This window comes from Pseudomonas sp. Leaf15 (assembly GCF_001421425.1).
Lineage (GTDB): Bacteria > Pseudomonadota > Gammaproteobacteria > Pseudomonadales > Pseudomonadaceae > Aquipseudomonas > Aquipseudomonas salomonii.
Genome location: NZ_LMKI01000001.1, coordinates 168,408 through 188,954, shown reverse-complemented (window position 1 = coordinate 188,954; position 20,547 = coordinate 168,408). Strand labels below are relative to the sequence as shown.

Genomic DNA, 20,547 nt, shown 5'->3' with positions numbered 1-20,547 from the left:
TCCCCGGTGCGTACACCCGTATACGTCCCGGCGGTTGGCTGTCGCCCAGGTAGCTGAAGCCAATAATGATAAGAAGTCAGCGCAGAAGGGACAAAAACAGTGAGGTCGCTACGTCGGCCTTGTGTGCCCACCCTACGGCCTGCAGAGTCAGGGGCGGTAGGGCGGATGGCGTTTTATCATAGGTGCTACTGATGTTTAAGAAAGTAAACACTGCCCTGCTGGGGCTGGCTTTGTCGATGGGGATCACGTCCGTTCAGGCGGAAGAGGCAAAGAAAGTCGATGTGCTGCTGATCGGCGGCGGCATCATGAGTGCGACCCTGGGTGTTTGGCTCAACGAGCTGCAGCCGGACTGGTCGATGGAGATGGTCGAGCGTCTTGATGGCGTGGCCGAAGAAAGCTCCAACGGCTGGAACAACGCCGGTACCGGTCACTCGGCTTTGGCTGAGCTGAACTACACCCCGGAAAACAAGGACGGCACCGTTGAGATCCCGAAAGCGGTCGAGATCAACGAAGCGTTCCAGATTTCCCGTCAGTTCTGGTCCTGGCAGGTACAGCAGGGCGTGCTGAAGAACCCGCGTTCGTTCATCAACTCCACACCGCACATGAGCTTTGTGTGGGGCGATGACAACATCAAGTTCCTGAAAAAGCGCTACGAAGCCCTGCAAGCCAGCCCGCTGTTCGCCGGCATGCAGTACTCCGAAGACCCGGCGCAGATCGCCAAATGGGTTCCATTGATGATGGAAGGCCGTGATCCGAAGCAGAAGATCGCCGCCACCTGGACCCCGATCGGCACCGACGTGAACTTTGGCGAGATCACCCGCCAGTTCGTCGCGCACCTGCAAACCACGCCGAAGTTTGACCTGAAACTGTCGAGCGAAGTGCAGGACATCACCAAGAACGCCGACGGTTCGTGGCGTGTGAGCTACAAAAACCTGAAAGACGGCACCAAGACCGAAACCGACGCCAAGTTCGTGTTCATCGGCGCGGGCGGCGGTGCACTGCACCTGCTGCAAAAGTCGGGCATTCCTGAAGCCAAGGAATACGCTGGCTTCCCGGTTGGCGGTTCGTTCCTGGTGACCGATAACCCGGCCATCGCCGAGCAGCACATGGCCAAGGCCTACGGTAAGGCTTCGGTTGGCGCGCCACCGATGTCGGTTCCGCACCTGGACACCCGCGTGCTGGATGGCAAGCGTGTGATTCTGTTTGGCCCATTCGCAACCTTCTCGACCAAGTTCCTCAAAGAAGGCTCGTACCTGGACCTGCTGACCAGCACCACCACCCACAACATCTGGCCAATGACCAAAGTCGGTATTCGTGAATACCCACTGGTTGAGTACCTCGCCGGCCAACTGATGCTGTCCGATGACGACCGCTTCAAGGCGCTGCAAGAGTACTTCCCGAACGCCAAGCAGTCCGACTGGCGCCTGTGGCAAGCCGGTCAGCGCGTGCAGATCATCAAGCGTGACGAAGAGCAGGGCGGCGTCCTGAAACTCGGCACCGAAGTGGTCAGCTCCGCCGACAACACCATCGCCGGCCTGTTGGGTGCATCGCCAGGCGCGTCCACCGCGGCTCCGATCATGCTGACCGTGCTGCAAAAAGTGTTCAAGGACAAGGTGGCGACCCCAGAGTGGCAAGCCAAGCTGCACCAGATCGTACCGAGCTACGGCACCAAGCTGAATGACAGCCCTGAGGCTGTTGCGAAGGAGTGGGCCTACACGGCCGGCGTCCTGCAACTGACCCCACCGCCTGCCATTCCGCAGCTGAACGCTCCAAAGGCAACCGAAGCCACCGAGGCTGCCAAGCCTGCGGCTGAGCCGAGCAAGCCGGCGTCGGACCTGGCGCTGTAAGCCAAGCCTGATGTTAAAAAGCCCGCTGAACCGGTAACGGTCAGCGGGCTTTTTTGTGGGCGTGTGGTCAGGTGCGGGAGCGTTCGGCTGGCGGCAGTTCCACCGTGCGCTCGGCGGCGGCCAATGCGGCCTTTAAACCGGCTTTATCCAGCGGCACGCAGTACGCAGGCTTGGCCCGCTCAAAGCGCCAGCTGTCATCCAGCGTTCCCGCGTCCACGGCGTCGAAACCCAGCTCGTCGAGCAGCGCAATCACCTGCGCCTTTGCCGTCGCATCATCGGCGGCCACCGGCAGGGCGCGGCGGTCAGGTGCGCCGTGTGGCCGGGCATCGCGGTTGATGTCTGAGGCAAAGATCGCATTAAACACTTTGACCACCTGTGAATGGGCAAAGTGCTCGGCCAACAAGCGGCTGGTGGTGGTTTCAAAACGATCCAGCACCGCGATATGCCCATCGCGCTCAGGGTAGTAATTGTTGGCGTCCAGCACCGTTTTGCCTTCCAGCCACTGCGCGGGCACGCTGCGGTAGTGTTCAAGGGGAATCGCCACCAGCACCACGTCGCCAAACTGCGCGGCTTCCTGCGCGCTGCCCACTTGCACGCCGGGGATGCCGCTGCGCACGCTGCTCATGGTCTGCGGGCCACGGGAGTTGCTCAGCATCACCGCGTGCCCGGCCGTCAGGGCCAGTTGGGCCACGGCGCGCCCGATGAAACCTGCTCCAATCACGCCGATCTTCATGGCTTTGCTCCTGCGAAGTGGGGAAGTGACTATGATGATTGGCAACCATTGGGTGATAAATGGGTGGTTTGTAGTCGATGTAGTTACTGGGAGTAGTCAATCGTGGACCGTCTAACCAGCATGAGTGCGTTTGTCACGGCCGCCGAGTTGGGCTCTTATGCCCGCGCCTCCGAGCGCTTGAACATGTCGCCGCAGATGGTGGCCAAGCATGTCACCGCACTGGAACAACATCTGGGTGCCCGCTTGCTCAATCGCACCACGCGCCGGCAAAGCCTGACGGAGTTGGGTAACGCGTACTACGAACGCTGCAAACATATCCTGACGGAGGCTGAGGCGGCTGATTCGCTCGCCCAGATCATGAATGACACCCCGCGCGGCAAGTTGAAGGTCACCGCCCCGGTGACGTTCGGCTCCTACAGCCTGATGCCGCTGATTACCGGGTTTTTGCGTGACAACCCGGATGTGGAAATCGACTTGCACCTGACCGACCGTTTTGTCGACCTGGTGGAGGAGGGTTATGAAGCGGCTTTTCGCATCGGTCCCCTGGCCACGACGGGCCTTACGGCGCGGCCGCTGGCACCTTATCGCCTAGTGGCCTGCGCCGCGCCTGCCTACCTGGCCGCACGGGGCGTGCCTTTGCTGCCGTTAGACCTTGAGCATCACGAATGCCTGGGCTATGCGTTCTGGTCACGCCCGGCAGAGCGTGAATGGGTCTTTTACCAAGGCACCACTGTGCACAAGGTGCAGGTTGCCAGCCGTTTACAGGTCAACGAAAGCCGGGCGTTGATGATGGCTGCACTGGATGGTTTCGGCATCGTGCTTGGCCCTGAAGACTTCTTGCGCACGGCACTGGCCAAGGGCGAGTTGGTGCGGGTGCTGCCAGGCTTTGAGGCGCCGAGCCGCTCGATGCACCTGGTCTACACGGCGAACCGCCAGCGCACGGCCAAGTTGCGGCGCTTTGTCGAGACGGTGCTGGGGCGATTCGGACCTGCTTGAGCGCTCAAATACCGGCCCTGGGGTGCGAATACCTCAGGTTCAGCAACCTGACAGACACCACCTGTTACAAATAACCCAGTGCCAAGCAGGAGCAAGGCTGCAGCAAGGGGGCATTTTTTTTCTGGTGTATTCGTTGGGCGCTGGCGCCCGAGGGGTGTGTATGTTGCTACGTTATGCGGCATTGGCGGCGATTGTCGTCGCGGCGTCCGGGTGTGTACAAGAGCGCGTGGTGCATGAGCGCGGGCCAGTGCATCGTGAGTATGTCGAGGTGGTGGCGCCACAGCCACCGCCGGTGCAGGTGATCGAAGTCGAGCCGCCGGCACGCTATGGCTATGTGTGGTCACGCGGTTACTGGCGTTGGGAAGGTGGGCGCTATGTAGCGGTGCACGGCCATTGGGAGGCAGTGCGCGAAGGCTACCGTTACGTACACCCGCACTGGGTGCAGCGCAATGACGGTTACCACTGGCAGGGTGGTGGTTGGGTGCGCTGAACCTGGCACCTTACAAAACGACTAGATCGGCTTTTGGGTACCTAGCAGCTTGACCTCGCGCAGCAACGCGGCACCGAGTTGATCGCTGCCCAGTTCCTGATAGCCGACTATCTGGGTCGCGCCTTGTTCTTCGGCCTGGATGATGATCACCGGTGTTTCCTTGCCGGTGGCTTCATCCACATGCAGGGCGTACTGCGGCACATCCACGTTGATCGGTGAACCCGCTGGCTTGCCTTGCACATTCAGCGTAAACGCCGCGCAGCCGCTGTCGATGTCCACGCTCGTCGCGGAGCGGCCGCTGACGAAACAGGTTGTCGGCAGGTCGGGCCAGGTGATGGTGTCGGCCAACGCGAGGGTGGGCGCCATGGCCATGGCCATGGCAACAAGCAGCAACGTGCGCATGTGGTGAGTTCTCTTGATCAAGGGCGGTGGCGTTTTTTACCAAAGCCCGGCATTCGTCGCAATGCTGCGGCTCAAGCCAGGCGCTTCATTCCCGTGGCTTTTGCCGCATCAAGGTCGAAGGTGGCGGTGTATTCACAGCCGGCTGCATGGGCGCAGCGTTCGATCAGGTAGTCGGCGAAATCGGCTTTGCCGGCCGTGAATCGACGCAGTGCCTGCCAGATGATCTCGGCGTGCTCGACGGTCAGCTCACGGGTGCGCAGCAGCGTTTCCAGCACGGTCACCACGTCGCTTTTGGCCGATTGGTAGCAGCTTTGCAGCACCCAGACCAATTCCACCACCGACACCAGGCTGACAAAGCCCGGCGACACGCTGGTGAGCGACTCGATCAGCGCCGAGGCCTTGGGGGATTGCACGGGGTCATCCTGGGTGACGTAGCGCACCAGCACATTGGTATCGAGCCCGATCATCCGGCGTTCGCTCCTTGCGCGGCAATGGCGCGGTTCATGTCTTCGATCGACACGGCTTGTGCGGGCTTGCGGATCAGCCCCTTGAGGTCCTGCACGGTTTTGCTCGCGGCGATAATGGAAAACTTGCCGTCTTCCGTTTCGACAAATTCAACCCGGTCGCCGGTTTCCAGGCCAAGCGCGGTGCGCACTTGCACGGGGATAGTGATTTGCCCTTTCGAGGTGAGTGTGGCGGTGGCCATAGCGAAGATCTCCATCGTGATATTCCTTACCGTAAGGTAAGGATTGATGAAGGACAAGATCCGTTGGTCCATAGGGTGCTCGGCTGGTGTGAGTGAGTGGGAACAGGTAAAACCCTAGCTCGAATTTTGCGCGCTACACGCCCGCCTGCGACCCAAAGAGATACAAGCTATGACCGAACGTCAGCTCATTATTCCCGCCGCCATGCAACCCATTGTCGAACGCGCCGGCTACGTGCCTGCGGTAAAAGTTGGCAACACTCTTTACTGCGCAGGCCAGGTCGGCCGTACGCCGCAATTGGCTGTGATCGAAGATCCCGAGGCGCAATTCATCGCGGCCTGGGAAAACCTGCGGCACGTCTTGGAGGAGGGCGGTTGCAGCTTCGATGACGTGGTGGACATGACCACCTATCACGTGAACATGCGCCAGCACATGGCGGTTTTCCGTGAGGTGAAAAACCGCCTGTTCCCACGCGGCCATTGCGCCTGGACCACGATCGGGGTGTCCGAACTGGCACACCCCGGCCTATTGGTGGAAATCAAATGTGTGGCGGTGCAGCGCTAGTTACTGCACCACGCGATAGCACGGCACATAGGCTGCGCCGCCCGGCAACTTCATGCGGTGCTGGGCGACAAACGCCTGCAGCAGCTCGTCCAACGGCTTCATGATCGCCGGGTCACCGTGAATCTCATACGGCCCGTGCTGCTCGATCAGGCGAATGCCCTTGTCCTTGACGTTACCGGCCACAATCCCCGAGAACGCACGGCGCAGGTTGGCCGCCAGTTCATGGGGCGGCAGCGCGTGGCTCAGTTGCAGGCTGGCCATGTTTTCGTGGGTGGGGTCGAACGGGCGCTGGAAGCCTTCGTCGATCTTCAGCAGCCAGTTGAAGTGGAACGCGTCATTGCGCTCACGACGGAACTGCTTCACGGCCTTGAGCCCGGCGGTCATCTGGCGCGCCACTTCGGCCGGGTCGTCAATGATGATCTGGTAGTGCGCCTGGGCCGCTTCGCCAAGGGTGGCGCCCACAAACGCGTGCAGCTGTTGCAGGTACGGCGCGGCCTGTTTCGGCCCGGTGAGGATGACCGGGAACGGCACGTCGCGGTTGTCCGGGTGCATCAGGATGCCCAGCAGGTACAGGAATTCTTCGGCCGTGCCGGCGCCGCCCGGGAAGATGATGATGCCGTGGCCCACGCGCACAAAGGCTTCCAGGCGTTTTTCGATGTCCGGCAGAATCACCAGCTCGTTAACGATAGGGTTTGGCGCTTCGGCGGCGATGATGCCCGGCTCGGTCAGGCCCAGGTAACGGCCGTTGGTAATGCGTTGCTTGGCGTGGGAAATGGTCGCGCCTTTCATCGGGCCTTTCATCACGCCGGGGCCGCAGCCGGTGCACACGTCGAGGCTGCGCAGGCCCAGTTCGTGGCCGACCTTCTTGGTGTATTTGTATTCTTCGGTGTTGATCGAGTGCCCGCCCCAGCACACCACGATTTTCGGCTCGACACCCGGGCGCAAGGTACGGGCGTTGCGCAGCAGGTGGAACACGTAGTCGGTGATGCCCTGGGAGTTGCTCAGGTCGATGCGCTGGCTGTCCAGCTCGTTTTCGGTGTAGACGATATCGCGCAGGGCGCTGAAGAGCATTTCGCGGGTGCTGGCGATCATCTCGCCATCGACGAAGGCGTCGGCGGGCGCATTCAACAGTTCCAGGCGCACGCCACGGTCTTGCTGGTGGATACGCACTTCAAAGTCTTTGTAGGCGTCGAGGATGGTCTTGGCGTTGTCGATATGCGCGCCGGTGTTGAGGATGGCCAGGGCGCACTGGCGGAACAACGTGTAGATGCTGCCGGTACCGGCTTCACTCAGTTGCTGGACTTCACGTTGGGACAGGGTTTCGAGGCTACCCTTGGGGCTGACGGAGGCATTGATGACTTGACGTTGGGGCATTTTGATTCCTTGAAAGCACAGCCATCGCAGCCGCCAGGGGCGGCGATGGCTGGAGAATGGTGAGCGCCGAACTCGGTCGCACTAGACGGTTAGTTTGGCCGCCGCAGGGGCAGGGCGCAAATACCGTCAACACCATCATGCCGCAGAACTTACTGAATCAGCTTCCAGTTTTTGTAGAAAACCCGACGCAGGGTAAACACCAGCCCGGCAAAACCCGAAATCACGGCATTCAGCACCGAGGGCAGCAAGGTCGGCCGCACGATGTCAATGAACAGGCAGTAACGCTTTGCGTCGTTTTTGTTGAAGGAGGCATGCATCAGCGTGTCATCGAAGATGAACAGCGGGTCATCGTGCCAGTAGTGCTTGTGCTTGCCGACCTGGATGTAGACACCGTCGTGATGCGGCGCCGGCGCCATGTTGTAGAGCACGCGGAACATCATGCGCAGCGGGCCGAAGTGGAAGGACGTGGAGCGGTTTTCGTTGAACACCGACACGCCGATGGTCTTCACAAACGGCAGTTTCTTGCGCAGTTGCGGGATGTCCAGGGTGGTTTCGATCGGGCGGCCGTACCATTGGAAGAACAGCATGCCGCGCTTTTTCTCGGCCATGCGCTCGTCCAGGTAGCTGATGATTTCGTCCTTGTTGGCCATGGCGTCGTCGATGACTTGTTGCAGGTCTTCGCGCCAGGCCGGCGGCAGGTCGCGCATGGTGTAGACGTGGCGGTTGCGCAGGCTCAACAGGTCGAACAGGGTATTGAACGGCGCCAATATCCAGGTGTTGCGGCCGTTGCCGACGAAGTATTTCTTGATGGTGTCGCGGTCGTACAGGCCGTTGCGCAGGAAGTCATAAATGCCGCAGAACAGCACCAGCAGCAGAAACACCAGGCTGGTACGTGGGAAGCAATAGATGAACAGCAGTACACCGAGCACCCAGGCGACTGAGACCAATTTTTTTTGCACAGCACTTTTACTCATGAAGCGAGGCTCCGGACCTGAAACAAAGCGAAACAATCCCGCCATGATAGTGGGTTATCAAGGTGCCGGGCGTTTTAAATATTGCGAATTTGTGAAAGCCGGACACAGTTTTTAACCAGGCGGTGCGGTGCGCCCACGGTTTTGCCGATTGGATTTTGTAAACAGAAGATTTACGTCTATCGTGACGCTTCGGTTTTTCGCGCGTCATAGACCGGTACGATTGAAGTTGAATGGCCACCACTGGCCGTCGACCCCTTGGAAGAGGCAGAAATTTTATGATCATCAAACCGCGGGTTCGTGGCTTTATCTGTGTGACCGCTCACCCTGTTGGCTGTGAAGCGAACGTCAAAGAGCAGATCAACTACGTAACCCAGCATGGCGCCATCGAAGGCGGCCCAAAGAAGGTGCTGGTCCTCGGCGCTTCCACCGGTTATGGCCTGGCCGCGCGCATCAGTGCTGCGTTTGGCTGCGGCGCCGACACCCTGGGCGTGTTTTTTGAGAAAGAAGGCGAAGAAGGCAAGCTGAGCTCCGCCGGCTGGTACAACAGCGCGGCGTTCGAGAAGTTTGCCGTGGAAAAAGGCCTGTACGCCAAGAGCATCAACGGCGACGCGTTCTCTGACGAGATCAAGCGCCTGACCATCGAAACCATCAAGAAAGACCTGGGCAAGATCGACCTGGTGGTTTACAGCCTGGCCGCCCCACGCCGTACCGACCCGCAAGGCGTGGTGCACACCTCCACCCTCAAGCCGATCGGCAAGGCCGTGACCCTGCGCGGTATCAACACCGACAAAGGCGTGGTGGTCGACACCACCCTTGAGCCTGCAACCCAGGAAGAAATCGACGGCACCGTGAAAGTCATGGGCGGCGAAGACTGGCAGCTGTGGATCGACGCCTTGCGTGACGCCGATGTGTTGGCCGAAGGCGCCAAGACCACCGCGTTCACCTACCTCGGCGAGAAGCTGACCCAGGACATCTACTGGAACGGTTCCATCGGCGAAGCCAAGAAAGACCTCGACAAAAAAGTCCTGACCCTGCGCGACAACCTCGCTGCGCTGAAGGGCGACGCTCGTGTGTCGGTGCTTAAGGCCGTGGTTACCCAGGCAAGCTCGGCCATCCCGATCATGCCGCTGTACCTGTCGCTGCTGTTTAAAGTGATGAAAGAGCAGGGCACCCACGAAGGTTGCATCGAGCAGGTTTACGGCCTGTTCAAAGACAGCCTGTACGGCAGCGAGCCGAAGCTGGACGCCGACGGCCGCCTGCGCGCCGACCTGGCTGAGCTGGAACCGAAGGTTCAGGACGCCGTGGCTGCACTGTGGAACCAGGTGACCGACGACAACGTCAACGAGATCAGCGATTTCGCCGGCTACAAGGCGGAATTCCTGCGTTTGTTCGGCTTTGAAATCGACGGCGTGGACTATGAAGCGGATGTGAACCCGACTGTGAAGATCAAGGGCCTGATCCAGGCCTAAACACGGTCAAAAAAAATGTGGGAGCCTGGCTTATGTGGGAGCTGGCTTGCCTGCGATACAGTCACCTCGGTCTATCAGTTACACCGAGGCGATGCTATCGCAGGCAAGCCAGCTCCCACACAAGCCTGCTCCCACATTTGCCTTGGGTTAATTCAGAACCCTCCTACATTCTCTCGCGCTCCCACCCACCCTCACAATCTGCCAGACTCCCTCGGCTATCAAGCCACGCTAACGGAGGATCTGATGACGATTCGTGCAGTAGTTTTTGATTTTGGCGGTGTCCTGTTCGATTGGAACCCGCAGCACCTTTACCGCCAGCTGATTGCCGACGACGCCGAACGGCAACACTTTCTCGACACCATCTGCACCCAAGCCTGGAACACCGAGCAAGACGCGGGCCGCAGCCTCGCCGAAGGCACCCGCCACCTTATCGAGCAACACCCGCAGCACGAACCCTTGATCCAGGCCTATTACGACCGCTGGCACGAAATGCTGCGGGGCACGCTGCCCGAAGGCGTGGCGATTCTTGAGGCGCTGCACAAGGCCGATATGCCGCTGTTCGGGCTCACCAACTGGTCGGCGGAAACCTTCCCTTACGCACGGGCCAACTATCCGTTCCTGCAGCACTTGCGCGATATCGTCGTGTCCGGCGAGTTGAAGTTGATCAAGCCCGATCCCGCGATCTATCACGCCAGCCTTGCCCAGGTACGCGCTCACTTGCCGGATATCCAGCCCAGTGAAGTGGTCTTTATCGACGACGTTGCCGGCAATATCGAGGCCGCTGAAGCCCTCGGCTGGCAGGGCATTCACCATGTGTCGGCCGAGCGCACTGCGGCGCGTTTGCGCGCGTTGGGCGTGAACTTTTAGCGCGCCCACTTTTCCATGGCGAAATCCACGAAGGCGCGCAGTTTGGGCAAGCGGTAGCGGTCCTGTCGGTAGAGCAGGTGCATGGGGCGGCTGGGCAGTTGATAGGTGGTCAGCAACGCCACCAGCTTGCCGCTCTCCAGGTCCGGTTGCACCAGGGCATCGGCCAGCATGATGATGCCCATGCCGTTCACGGCTGCCTGGCGCAAGCCTTGGGAGCTGTTGATGGTCAATGCTCCGGCCACCGGCACCTCTACCTCGCCCTCATCGCCGGTCATGCGCCACAGTTTGCTGGTGTCGCGCCAGTTGTCGTTCGCCGGGTAGGCAAACGCCAGGCAGTCGTGCTGGCGCAAGTCGTCGGGCGTCTGTGGAATGCCACGTCGCGCCAGGTATGCCGGTGACGCGCAGAGCGTCAGGGTGTAGGCCTGCATGGGCCGGGCGATCAGGCTTGAGGTTTCCATCTCGCCCAGGCGGATCGCAACGTCGAAGCCGCTGTCGACCAGGTCCATGCGCTCATTGCTGAGTTCGACATACAGATTGATCTGCGGGTAGCGCTGGGCAAATTCGCTCAAGGCCGGTGTGAGGCGTTCGGTGCCGAACACCGGTGGCGCGGTGATGCGCAGGCTGCCTTTGGGGGTTTCGCTGTGGATCTGCTCCGCCAATAGCTCAGAGTCGGCCACCAGCCCCAGCACTTCCAGGCATCGCTGGTAATACTGCCCGCCAAATTCGGTGAGGCTCTGTTTGCGCGTGGTGCGCTTCAGCAAGCTGACCCCCAGCCGTTGCTCCAGCGCGCGCAAGTGGTTACCGACCATGGTGGTCGACATCCCGCATTCCTGCGCGGCGGCGGTCATGCTGCCGGCCTCGACCACTTTCACGTACACCGACATCGACTGGAACAGATCCATTATCAAGCCCTGGTTTAAAGTCATTGCAGGAATGCGCAGTTTATCCAGCTCAGGTGGCTAACGATACTGGCAGCCTCACAACGATGCACTGGAGCCTGCCACCATGACCGCCGCCTGCCTGATGACCACCTATCAACCCATGGCACTGAGCTTTACCCGGGGCCTGGGCACGCGCCTGTGGGACCAGCAGGGCCGTGAATACCTCGACGCCGTGGCCGGTGTGGCGGTAACCAATGTCGGGCACTCCCACCCCAAATTGGTCACGGCGATCAGCGAGCAGGCGGGCCTGTTGCTGCACACGTCGAACCTCTACAGCATCGACTGGCAGCAGCGCCTGGCCGAGCGGCTGGCGCAGTTATCCGGCCTGGACCGTGCGTTCTTCAATAACTCCGGCGCCGAAGCCAACGAGACCGCGCTGAAGCTGGCGCGGCTGCATGGCTGGAAAAAAGGCATCGAAGAGCCGCTGGTGGTGGTGATGGAGAACGCATTTCACGGGCGCACCCTCGGCACCATGGCCGCCAGTGACGGGCCTTCGGTGCGCCTGGGTTTCCAGCGCCTGCCGGGGGATTTTCTCAAAGTGCGCTTTGGCGACTTGGCCGCATTGGCGGCCATTACCGAACAATTCGGCACGCGTATCGCGGCGGTCTTGCTCGAGCCGATCCAGGGTGAAAGCGGCGTGCTGCCCGCGCCGCCCGGTTACCTGAAGGCGCTGCGCGACCACTGCACGCGCCACGGCTGGTTGATGATGCTCGATGAAATTCAGACCGGCATCGGCCGCACCGGTCGCTGGTTTGCGTTCCAGCATGAAGGCATCGTCCCCGACGTGATAACCCTGGCCAAAGGCCTCGGCAACGGCGTGCCCATCGGTGCCTGCCTGGCCCGGGACGCCGTGGCCCAATTGTTCACGCCAGGCAGCCATGGCAGCACGTTTGGCGGTAACCCGCTGGCCTGTCGCGTGGGTTGCACGGTGTTGGGCATCATTGAAGAACAAGGCTTGCTGCACAACGCCGCGCTGCAGGGCGAGCGCCTGCTGGCGCGCTTGCGGGTGGAGTTGAGTGAGCACCCGCAGGTGCTGGCGATTCGCGGGCAAGGCTTGATGGTCGGCATCGAGCTGGCCAGGCCTTACCGTGACCTGGCCCAGCGTGCGGCCCAGGAGCATGGGCTGCTGATCAATGTGACGCGGGGCAAAATCATCCGCCTGTTGCCGCCGCTGACGCTGGATGCCAAAGAGGTCGAGATGATCGTGCGGGCGATCACCCGCCTGTTGGACTGAAACCGGATAAAACTGTGGGAGCTGGCTTGCCTGCGATAGCGGACTGTCTGTGCCAACTACAGTGGCTGACACACCGCTATCGCAGGCAAGCCAGCTCCCACATTGGATCGGCGTGAAATTCAGAGATCGGGGCCATTGAGCCATTCCTGGTTCAGTGTCTCGGTATCGCCCAGGTACTCCAACAACCAGCTCATCGCCGGTGACAACTTATCCTGCGCCCACGCCACACACGACGGGCTGGCCGGAAACGGTCGGCTCAGTTGCAGCGCCACCAGCTCGCCACGCTCGACCCACGGCAGTACCTGATGGGCTGGCGCCATGCCCACGCACAGCCCATCGCGCAGGCAGTCGAGTGCCGAGGCCCAGTTGGGCACGACCAAACGGCGCTGGTTATCCAGGGTCCAGGTGTCACGCTTGGGCAGGTTGCGCGAGGTGTCGGTCATGCACAGCGAGGCGAACGGGCGCAGTTGGTCGTCACTGAGCAAGCCGTTGACGCTCGCCAGCGGGTGCTGGGCGCTGACCACACACAGCCAGTTGAGCAGGCCCATGTCCCGAAACGTGAAGCGGCTGGCCACCGGCACGGCGCTGGTGGCACCGATCACAATATCGGTGCGCTCGTCGGCCAGGGCATCCCACACGCCGTTGTACACCTCGTATTCGAGCAGCAATTCCACCTCGGGGAACTGCCGATAAAAATCCAGCACCAGTTGCCGGCAGCGCTGGGGTTTGACGATGGAGTCCACCGCGACCTTCAACTGGCCGCTCCAGCCATTCGCCACCTGCTGGCACAAACGCCGGGTGCCGAGCATTTTTTTCATCACCCCGCGCGCTTCGTCTATAAATAGACGGCCGGCGGGCGTCAGCTCCACGTCGCGGTGTCGGCGCACAAACAGCGGCACCGCCAGCCACTCTTCCAGCTGGCGCACCGTATAGCTGATGGCTGACGGCACGCGGTGCAATTCCTGGGCGGCGGCGCTGAAGCTGCCATGGCGTGCCACGGCATCGACCACATCCAGTGAGTATTCGGACCACATAGCGGCTGCCTTCAAAATATTTGATTCAAGTGTCCAATTATTATCGCTTCACACACAGCCTGTCAGCTTCATAATGGGCGCCAGTCAGCAAATAGTTTGATGGCAGCACTTACAAGGCTTCAATGAAAAATTCTTTTGGTTTCACCTGGTATCTGGCGGGGCTGAGCATGCTCGGTTATCTGGCCATGGACATGTACTTGCCGGCGTTTGGCGCCATGGGCGAGCAGTTGCAGATCAGTGCGGGCGCGGTCGGCGCCAGCTTGAGTATTTTCCTCGCCGGCTTTGCGCTCGGGCAGTTGCTGTGGGGGCCGTTGTCCGACCGCCTGGGGCGCAAGCCGGTGCTGCTCGCCGGGCTGAGCCTGTTTGTGCTGGGCTGCGCCGGGATGTTCTGGGTCGAGACGGCGCCGCAGTTGTTGGCGTTGCGCTTTATCCAGGCGATTGGTGTGTGTTCCGCCGCCGTGAGTTGGCAGGCGCTGGTGATTGACCGGTACCCGGCCGACAAGGCCCACCGCGTGTTCGCCAGCATCATGCCGCTGATGTCGCTGTCACCGGCGTTGGCGCCGCTGCTGGGCGCGATGGTGCTGAACCACTTTGGCTGGCAGGCGATTTTCGCGGTGTTGCTGGTGGTGTCAGTGCTGTTGCTGTTGCCGACGTTGTTCCTGCGCAAAATGCCGAAACGTCTGGCCGAGAAGGGCGAACCTTCGCGTCTGGGCTATGGGCAGTTGCTGACCTCCCGCGTGTTTACCGGCAATGTGATGATCTTCGCCGCCTGTTCGGCCAGCTTCTTCGCCTGGCTCACCGCGTCGCCGTTCATCCTTGGCGACATGGGTTACAGCCCGAATGACATCGGCTTGAGTTACGTGCTGCCGACCTTGTCCTTTCTGGTCGGCGGTTACAGCTGTCGCAGTGCCTTGCAGCATTACCAGGGCAAAACCCTGCTGCCGTGGTTGCTGGTGGCTTATTGCATCAGCATGGTCGCGTTGTACCTGGTTGCGACCTTGACGGTGCCAACCCTGACCACCTTGTTGATTCCGTTCTGCCTGATGGCGTTGGTCAACGGCGCGAGTTACCCGATCGTGGTGGCGAATGCGCTGATGCCCTTTGCGGAAAATTCCGGCAAGGCGGCGGCGCTGCAGAACACCCTGCAATTGGGTCTTTGTTTTCTGAGCAGCCTGCTGGTGTCGTCGATGATCGACCAGCCGCTGTTGATCACCGTGATTGTGATGCTGGCGACTGCGCCGCTGGCGGTGCTGGGTTACTGGCTGGCGCGGCCGAAAGCCGAAAAGTCGGAACTGGCAAACGCCTGAAGCTGGAATGCGATCAAACTGTGGGAGCTGGCTTGCCTGCGATGGCATCAACTGGGTGCACCTGATGTACCGAGTTGTCTGCATCGCAGGCAAGCCAGCTCCCACACAAGCCAGCTCTCACAGTTGATTGGGTTTCTTCAGTTAGAACGTCACTTCCATATTCAGCGTAGGCGTGGAGGTCCGGGTGCCCATGCCTCCATCCACCCCGAACTTGTTATGCCAGTACTCGTAACCCACCCCTAGGTACAGGTTCGGCTTCACGCTTTTACCTGGCCGCACCGCCACCATCAGCGCGGTACGCATCAGGGTTTCCGGCGCGGTGTCGCGGCCGTGATAATCCTCGCCCTTTTCCCCGACGTAATTGATAAACCCCTGAAACTTCGCCGCGTGGTTGGCGATGTCGAACGGGCGCATCCAGGTCAGGTTGAGCATGTAGGTGTCGTCGAAGGTGTGGTTTGACTCTTTCGCGCCGGGGATGCCGGTGTGGTTCTTCTCCTTGTAGTACATCAGGCTCAAATCCAGCACGCCGACGGTGTTGAACTTCAACGTCGGGCCGATCACCAGCGCGCGCTTTTTGGCTGAGGCGAAGTTGTTGTTGCGGTTGGCGTCGAAGCCCAGGGTCAGGGCGTAATCCTTGATCAGCCCAGTACCCAACGGCACATCCAATACCCGTGAAGCGTACAGCTGGTGTCGGTACACGGCGTAGACCTCACTGCCACCGTGGTCGGTGCCCTTGCGCGGGTCGCTGCTGTCGGACAAAAACACATCAAGGTTCAGGTAGTTGCTGCCGTACTGGTAGCCGCTGGCGTGGGTGAAGCTGTAGATGCGCTTGCTGAAGTCGTCGGGGTTGTTGGGGTTGGTGAAGTGCTGGCCGTAGCGAAACCCTGCGCTGTTGTTCATCCATTCCAGCGCGACGGCCTCCCCACCGCCGAGAAGGGTCAATGCAACGGTAGCGCCCTGTAATGCCTTTTTCATTGTTCTAGGTCCTTTGGCGTTCTGGCTCATGACGGCCGGATTGTTTTTGTAACGCCGATGGAGGGTATCTTGTTCGATTGATTGTATACAACTCTATGGACATCCAGTCCAAACATTGCATACAGTGTTCGCACAACAAAAACAGAGAACCCCTCACCATGACTATCCCGAAGGCGTCACCGCAGCGGCCAGAAGATGAGAATCTCGGCGTCGCGGCCAACATGGCTTACGGCCTGCAGCATGTGCTCACCATGTATGGCGGCATCGTTGCCGTACCGTTGATCGTCGGCCAGGCAGCCGGGTTGTCGCCGGCGGATATCGGCCTGCTGATCGCCGCCTCGCTGTTTGCCGGTGGCCTGGCCACGTTGCTGCAAACCCTCGGTCTGCCGTTTTTTGGCTGCCAGTTGCCGCTGGTGCAGGGCGTGTCGTTTGCCGGTGTGGCAACCATGGTGGCCATCGTCGGCAGTGATGGCGCGGGCGGGGTGCCGGCGATTCTCGGGGCGGTGATGGCCGCGTCGTTTATCGGCTTATTGATCACGCCGGTGTTCTCACGGATCACCCAGTTTTTCCCGCCGCTGGTCACTGGCATCGTGATCACCACCATCGGCCTGACGCTGATGCCGGTGGCGGCGCGCTGGGCCATGGGCGGCAATAGCCGCGCTGCGGATTTCGGCAGCATGTCGAATATTGGCCTGGCGGCGCTGACCCTGGTGCTGGTGTTGCTGCTGAGCAAGATCGGCAGCGCGACCATCTCGCGCCTGTCGATTCTGCTGGCCATGGTGATCGGCACCGTGATCGCAGTGTTCCTCGGCATGGCGGACTTCTCCGGCGTCGCCCAAGGGCCGATGTTCGGCTTTCCCACACCTTTCCATTTCGGCATGCCGACCTTCCATGTGGCGGCGATCATTTCCATGTGCATCGTGGTGATGGTGACGTTGGTGGAAACCTCGGCGGACATCCTCGCGGTCGGCGAGATTATCGACACCAAAGTTGACTCCAAGCGCCTGGGTAATGGCCTGCGTGCCGACATGCTGTCGAGCATGTTTGCGCCGATCTTCGGTTCCTTCACCCAAAGCGCATTTGCCCAGAACGTCGGCCTGGTGGCGGTCACTGGCGTGAAAAGCCGGTTTGTGGTGGCCACCGGCGGCGTGTTCCTGGTGGTGTTGGGCTTGTTGCCGTTTATGGGGCGGGTGATTGCCGCCGTGCCGACTTCGGTGCTGGGCGGCGCTGGTATCGTGTTGTTCGGCACCGTGGCGGCCAGTGGGATTCGCACGCTCTCCAAGGTGGACTACCGCAACAACATGAACCTGATTATCGTGGCAACGAGCATCGGTTTCGGCATGATCCCGATTGCCGCGCCGAACTTCTACGATCACTTCCCCACCTGGTTCGCGACCATTTTCCATTCGGGCATCAGCTCGTCGGCAATCATGGCGATTCTGCTGAACCTGGCCTTCAACCACTTCACCGCCGGTAACTCGGACCAGCAATCGGTGTTTGTGGCAGGGACCGAGCGCAGTTTGTGCTTCCACGACGTGGCGGCGTTGCGCGATGGCGATTACTTCAGTGGCGGTAAGTTGTTTGATGCTGAAGGGAAGGAGATTCCGGTGGTGGCTGAGGTGCCAAGAAAGGCCCAAAAAGCCGAGACGGTTTAAATGATCGTTCCCACGCTCCGCGTGGGAATGCTTCCTGTGACGCTCCGCGTCACGATCTTAAGAGCGGACGCAGAGCGTCCAGGGCGGCATTCCCACGCGGAGCGTGGGAACGATCACACTCAGCCAGCCTTGAGTGCTTGGTGCGGCAGCGAACACGCCTCGTCCAGAAACTTCACCACCGTCCCCATGCATGCCTGGCGTTCTTCCACGTGGGGCATGTGGCTGGAGTCTTCAAACAACGCCCAGCGCACGTCGGTGATTTCATCCAGGAACGGCTTGACCACCAAGGGCGTGGCCTCGTCGTGGCGCCCGGATATCACCAGCGTCGGCACATTGATCGCCGACAGGCGCCCCATCACGCTCCAGTCCTTCAAGCTGCCGATGATGTGAAATTCGGTCGGGCCGCTCATGGCGTGGTACACCGTCGGGTCGGCGTCCACGGCTGCAAAGGTGCGGGCCACTTCTTCCGGCCATGGGTTTACTCGGCACACGTGCTGGTCATAGAAAACCCGCGCCGCTGCCAGGTAGTCCGGGTCTTGGTAAGTGCCGGCCTGTTCGTGTTTGAGCAGGGTTTGGTGCACGCCTTCGGGCAACAACTGGCGCAGGCGGTTGGCTTCGCTGACCCAGGTGCGCATGCAGGTGGGCGAGTTGGCCGGGATGAACGCGCGCAGGCCCTTGGGTCGCAAAATCGCGTGCTCGCTACCGAGCATGCCGCCCCAGGATTGCCCCAGGATCGCGTAGTTGTCACTGATCTGCAGGTGGTCCAGCAGGTTGTTCAGCTCGTCGAGGAACAGCTCGATGGTCCAGAACGACGGGTCTTTGTCCGGCAAGTGCGTGGAGCGGCCATTGCCGATCTGGTCGTAGTGAATCACCGCATGGCCGCTGGCGGCGACGTCCTTGAACGCGTCTACATAGTCATGGGTGCAACCGGGGCCGCCATGGAGGATCACCAAAGGCGTGCGGCCGGTGCCCAGGTCGCCGGTGACGCGGTACCAGGTCTGGTAGGCGCCGAACGCCGCGTAACCTTCGCGGACTTTCTCGATGAATTCCATTTCGTACCCTGCTCTGAAAAAAAGGATCAGGGCTACGATAGTCGGCACGTGGCGTTTAAGTAACTAGCAAAACAGCTAGGTTTTACCGACGGTTCAATCTTCCAGCAGGCGGTAATGGGTCGCGCGCACCACCGCCTGTACGCGGTTCTTGGCGCCCAGTTTGTGCATGGCCGAGGCCAGGTGCAGGGTGACCACCGCCAGTGAGCGGCTCAATTGCGTGGCGATCTCGGCGGCGGTCAGGCCCTCGGCCGCCCATTTCAGGCACTCGCGCTCGCGCTTGGTCAGATGGATATGCGGGTAGGTGCGCAGCTCTTTGCTGAGCAACGGGTAGGCCGCTTCCTGCAAAGCGTGGGTGATCAAGCTGAAGTCCGCCAAGGTCTGCTGGGCATCTTCCAGCACCGTGCCGGCCTTGCCGGTGCGCAGGCCGGTCAGCGACGCGAAGCCGCCACGCGGCAGGTGGATCGGCACGGTGACGCCGCAGGTGAGTTGGCGTTCATGCAGGTAAGAGGACACGGGCGCATGGCACGGGTCGATGATCTTTTGCAGCGCCGTGTCGGCTTTGGCCTCATAGGACCACACGAACGGCGACACCGTGCTCAAGGCCAGATGCTGCACCGGGTCGATCTGGTAGAACCCTTCGCTGCACCATAACGCGTGCCAGTCCGACGGTGTGTTGCGCGACTCCAGCACCGAAGGCGTGATCAGCGAACCGTCCTGGTCGATGGGCACCGGCGTGTAGTCATACACCAACGCATCAAAGCCCAACTGCTGGGCGAGGATAAACGTGTTGTCGATCTGTTCATCCAGGCTCCTGCCGGGCATGAGGCGGTTGTTGAAGGCGGTAAGTTTGGACAGCATCCGTTCTGCTCCCGAATTCATTTGAATCTCGACTTGCTGCAAGTAGAATGCCACGCCCCGGCGAAGGACTGCCAGGCCAAACCTATAAGAACTACTAGGTTATGGACACGCGGCATCCTCGGTAGTGTTGGCCAGATCAACGGCCGCTACCTGCCAGGCCGATACAACACAAGGAATGTATGCATGTGGCGTGAAATTGCCCCCGACCAGCAGTACAACGTGCAAGTCGATGGCCATAACCTCGTGGCCTACAGCTTTGGCGACGGCGATGAGGTGCTTTTGTGTCTCAACGGCGGCCCGGGCCTGCCGTGTGACTACTTGCGCGACGCCCATGGCTGGCTCAAAGACCATAACCTGCGAGTGGTTGCATTCGATCAGCTTGGCACGGGCGCATCAGCCAGACCATCAGATGTTTCCCTGTGGGAAATTGGCCGTTATGTCGAAGAAGTCGAAACCGTACGCCAGGCCCTGGGCCTGGGCCGCGTGCATCTGCTCGGGCATTCGTGGGGCGGCTGGTTGGGCATCGAGTACGCCATCCACTATCCCGACGCCCTGAAAAGCCTGATCCTGGAAAACACCGTCGGCGATATTCCGCACCTGTCCCAGGAGCTTGAACGCCTGCGCGGCGCCCTCGGCAGCGAAACCGTGGCCATGATGCAGCGCCATGAGGCCATGGGCACCCTCGATCATCCGCAATACCAGGCCGCCATCACCTTGCTCAACTACCGCCACGTCTGCCGCCTGGATGAATGGCCGGAGCCGGTCAAGCGCTCCCTCGGCGACTGGAACATGGGCCCTTACGAAACCATGCAAGGCCCCAACGAATTCCTCTATATCGGCAACCTGAAGGACTGGAACCGCATCCCGGAGATGGCCGAGTTCAAGATGCCGATCCTGATCACCACCGGCCAGCACGACGAACTTACTCCCGCCTGTGCTCACCGCATGAAACTTGCGGCCACACACGCCGAACTGCATGTATTCCCCAACAGCAGCCATATGCCGTTTTATGAAGAGCCCCAGGCGTACTTTCCGGTGCTGCTGGACTTTCTCGCTCGCCACCGAGGCTGA

Annotated in this window: 21 protein-coding genes; 10 read left to right on the top strand and 11 right to left on the bottom strand. The window is 60.7% G+C overall.

The window, feature by feature from the left end; all coding sequences use genetic code 11:
- Positions 1-191 precede the first annotated feature (191 nt).
- Positions 192-1,847: a malate dehydrogenase (quinone) gene (mqo, locus tag ASE80_RS00940; protein ID WP_056857258.1), complete on the top strand. Its 1,656-nt coding sequence runs from the start codon at positions 192-194 to the stop codon at positions 1,845-1,847.
- Positions 1,848-1,914: 67 nt separating this feature from the next.
- On the opposite strand, the gene ASE80_RS00935 is transcribed toward mqo, so the two are convergent.
- Positions 1,915-2,580, bottom strand: coding sequence for an NADPH-dependent F420 reductase (locus ASE80_RS00935; protein WP_056857257.1), 666 nt, complete (start codon positions 2,578-2,580; stop codon positions 1,915-1,917).
- 120 nt (positions 2,581-2,700) lie between these two features.
- Between ASE80_RS00935 and ASE80_RS00930 the strand changes: the two genes are divergently transcribed.
- Both ASE80_RS00930 and ASE80_RS00925 read left to right on the top strand, forming a co-directional pair.
- Positions 2,701-3,576: a LysR family transcriptional regulator gene (locus tag ASE80_RS00930; RefSeq protein ID WP_056857256.1), complete on the top strand. Its 876-nt coding sequence runs from the start codon at positions 2,701-2,703 to the stop codon at positions 3,574-3,576.
- A 160-nt stretch (positions 3,577-3,736) separates the two neighbouring features.
- Positions 3,737-4,066, top strand: a complete 330-nt coding sequence (locus ASE80_RS00925; RefSeq protein WP_056857255.1) for a YXWGXW repeat-containing protein — start codon at positions 3,737-3,739, stop codon at positions 4,064-4,066.
- A gap of 21 nt (positions 4,067-4,087) precedes the next feature.
- Here ASE80_RS00925 and ASE80_RS00920 read toward each other — a convergent pair whose 3' ends face one another.
- From ASE80_RS00920 to ASE80_RS00910, 3 genes are all read right to left on the bottom strand, one after another.
- The gene (locus tag ASE80_RS00920) at positions 4,088-4,468 is read right to left on the bottom strand and encodes a hypothetical protein (protein WP_056857254.1); all 381 of its coding nucleotides are present in this window, start codon (positions 4,466-4,468) and stop codon (positions 4,088-4,090) included.
- A gap of 71 nt (positions 4,469-4,539) precedes the next feature.
- Positions 4,540-4,935, bottom strand: coding sequence for a PIN domain-containing protein (locus tag ASE80_RS00915; RefSeq protein WP_056857253.1), 396 nt, complete (start codon positions 4,933-4,935; stop codon positions 4,540-4,542).
- Entirely contained in the window at positions 4,932-5,189 is a 258-nt protein-coding gene (locus ASE80_RS00910) for an AbrB/MazE/SpoVT family DNA-binding domain-containing protein (RefSeq protein WP_056857252.1), read from the bottom strand. The genes ASE80_RS00915 and ASE80_RS00910 overlap by 4 nt, the downstream gene beginning before the upstream one ends.
- 154 nt (positions 5,190-5,343) lie before the next feature.
- On the opposite strand from ASE80_RS00910, the gene ASE80_RS00905 reads away from it, so the two are divergent.
- On the top strand, positions 5,344-5,736 hold the full coding sequence (locus ASE80_RS00905; RefSeq protein ID WP_056857251.1) for a RidA family protein: 393 nt from the start codon (positions 5,344-5,346) through the stop codon (positions 5,734-5,736).
- Here the strand turns inward: ASE80_RS00905 and ppnN are convergent, their stop codons facing one another.
- Positions 5,737-7,110, bottom strand: a complete 1,374-nt coding sequence (gene ppnN, locus ASE80_RS00900) for a nucleotide 5'-monophosphate nucleosidase PpnN (RefSeq protein WP_056857250.1) — start codon at positions 7,108-7,110, stop codon at positions 5,737-5,739.
- Between the two features lie 149 nt (positions 7,111-7,259).
- The gene (locus tag ASE80_RS00895) at positions 7,260-8,084 is read right to left on the bottom strand and encodes an aspartyl/asparaginyl beta-hydroxylase domain-containing protein (RefSeq protein WP_017137465.1); all 825 of its coding nucleotides are present in this window, start codon (positions 8,082-8,084) and stop codon (positions 7,260-7,262) included.
- Positions 8,085-8,359: 275 nt separating this feature from the next.
- Between ASE80_RS00895 and fabV the strand changes: the two genes are divergently transcribed.
- On the top strand, positions 8,360-9,553 hold the full coding sequence (fabV, locus tag ASE80_RS00890; protein WP_056857249.1) for an enoyl-ACP reductase FabV: 1,194 nt from the start codon (positions 8,360-8,362) through the stop codon (positions 9,551-9,553).
- A 243-nt stretch (positions 9,554-9,796) separates the two neighbouring features.
- The gene (locus tag ASE80_RS00885) at positions 9,797-10,420 is read left to right on the top strand and encodes an HAD family hydrolase (protein ID WP_056857248.1); all 624 of its coding nucleotides are present in this window, start codon (positions 9,797-9,799) and stop codon (positions 10,418-10,420) included.
- On the opposite strand, the gene ASE80_RS00880 is transcribed toward ASE80_RS00885, so the two are convergent.
- Complete coding sequence (locus ASE80_RS00880; RefSeq protein ID WP_056857247.1) at positions 10,417-11,322, bottom strand: LysR family transcriptional regulator; 906 nt, start codon at positions 11,320-11,322, stop codon at positions 10,417-10,419. The two genes, ASE80_RS00885 and ASE80_RS00880, sit on opposite strands and share 4 nt — an antisense overlap.
- A 103-nt stretch (positions 11,323-11,425) precedes the next feature.
- Here ASE80_RS00880 and ASE80_RS00875 point away from each other — a divergent pair, with 103 nt between their 5' ends.
- On the top strand, positions 11,426-12,595 hold the full coding sequence (locus ASE80_RS00875; protein ID WP_056857246.1) for an aspartate aminotransferase family protein: 1,170 nt from the start codon (positions 11,426-11,428) through the stop codon (positions 12,593-12,595).
- 119 nt (positions 12,596-12,714) lie between these two features.
- On the opposite strand, the gene punR is transcribed toward ASE80_RS00875, so the two are convergent.
- Positions 12,715-13,629, bottom strand: a complete 915-nt coding sequence (gene punR / locus ASE80_RS00870) for a DNA-binding transcriptional activator PunR (RefSeq protein WP_056857245.1) — start codon at positions 13,627-13,629, stop codon at positions 12,715-12,717.
- A gap of 122 nt (positions 13,630-13,751) precedes the next feature.
- Here punR and punC point away from each other — a divergent pair, with 122 nt between their 5' ends.
- The gene (gene punC / locus ASE80_RS00865) at positions 13,752-14,936 is read left to right on the top strand and encodes a purine nucleoside transporter PunC (RefSeq protein WP_056857244.1); all 1,185 of its coding nucleotides are present in this window, start codon (positions 13,752-13,754) and stop codon (positions 14,934-14,936) included.
- Positions 14,937-15,077: 141 nt separating this feature from the next.
- Here punC and ASE80_RS00860 read toward each other — a convergent pair whose 3' ends face one another.
- Positions 15,078-15,911: a nucleoside-binding protein gene (locus tag ASE80_RS00860; protein ID WP_056857243.1), complete on the bottom strand. Its 834-nt coding sequence runs from the start codon at positions 15,909-15,911 to the stop codon at positions 15,078-15,080.
- 158 nt (positions 15,912-16,069) lie between these two features.
- On the opposite strand from ASE80_RS00860, the gene ASE80_RS00855 reads away from it, so the two are divergent.
- Positions 16,070-17,566, top strand: coding sequence for a nucleobase:cation symporter-2 family protein (locus ASE80_RS00855; protein ID WP_056857242.1), 1,497 nt, complete (start codon positions 16,070-16,072; stop codon positions 17,564-17,566).
- Positions 17,567-17,685: 119 nt separating this feature from the next.
- On the opposite strand, the gene ASE80_RS00850 is transcribed toward ASE80_RS00855, so the two are convergent.
- Both ASE80_RS00850 and ASE80_RS00845 read right to left on the bottom strand, forming a co-directional pair.
- Positions 17,686-18,618, bottom strand: coding sequence for a proline iminopeptidase-family hydrolase (locus ASE80_RS00850; RefSeq protein WP_056857241.1), 933 nt, complete (start codon positions 18,616-18,618; stop codon positions 17,686-17,688).
- Between the two features lie 93 nt (positions 18,619-18,711).
- Positions 18,712-19,476 carry a LuxR family transcriptional regulator gene (locus tag ASE80_RS00845; protein ID WP_056857240.1) on the bottom strand — a complete coding sequence of 255 codons (765 nt, stop codon included), beginning with the start codon at positions 19,474-19,476 and terminating at the stop codon, positions 18,712-18,714.
- A 183-nt stretch (positions 19,477-19,659) separates the two neighbouring features.
- Between ASE80_RS00845 and ASE80_RS00840 the strand changes: the two genes are divergently transcribed.
- The gene (locus ASE80_RS00840; RefSeq protein WP_056857239.1) at positions 19,660-20,547 is read left to right on the top strand and encodes a proline iminopeptidase-family hydrolase; all 888 of its coding nucleotides are present in this window, start codon (positions 19,660-19,662) and stop codon (positions 20,545-20,547) included.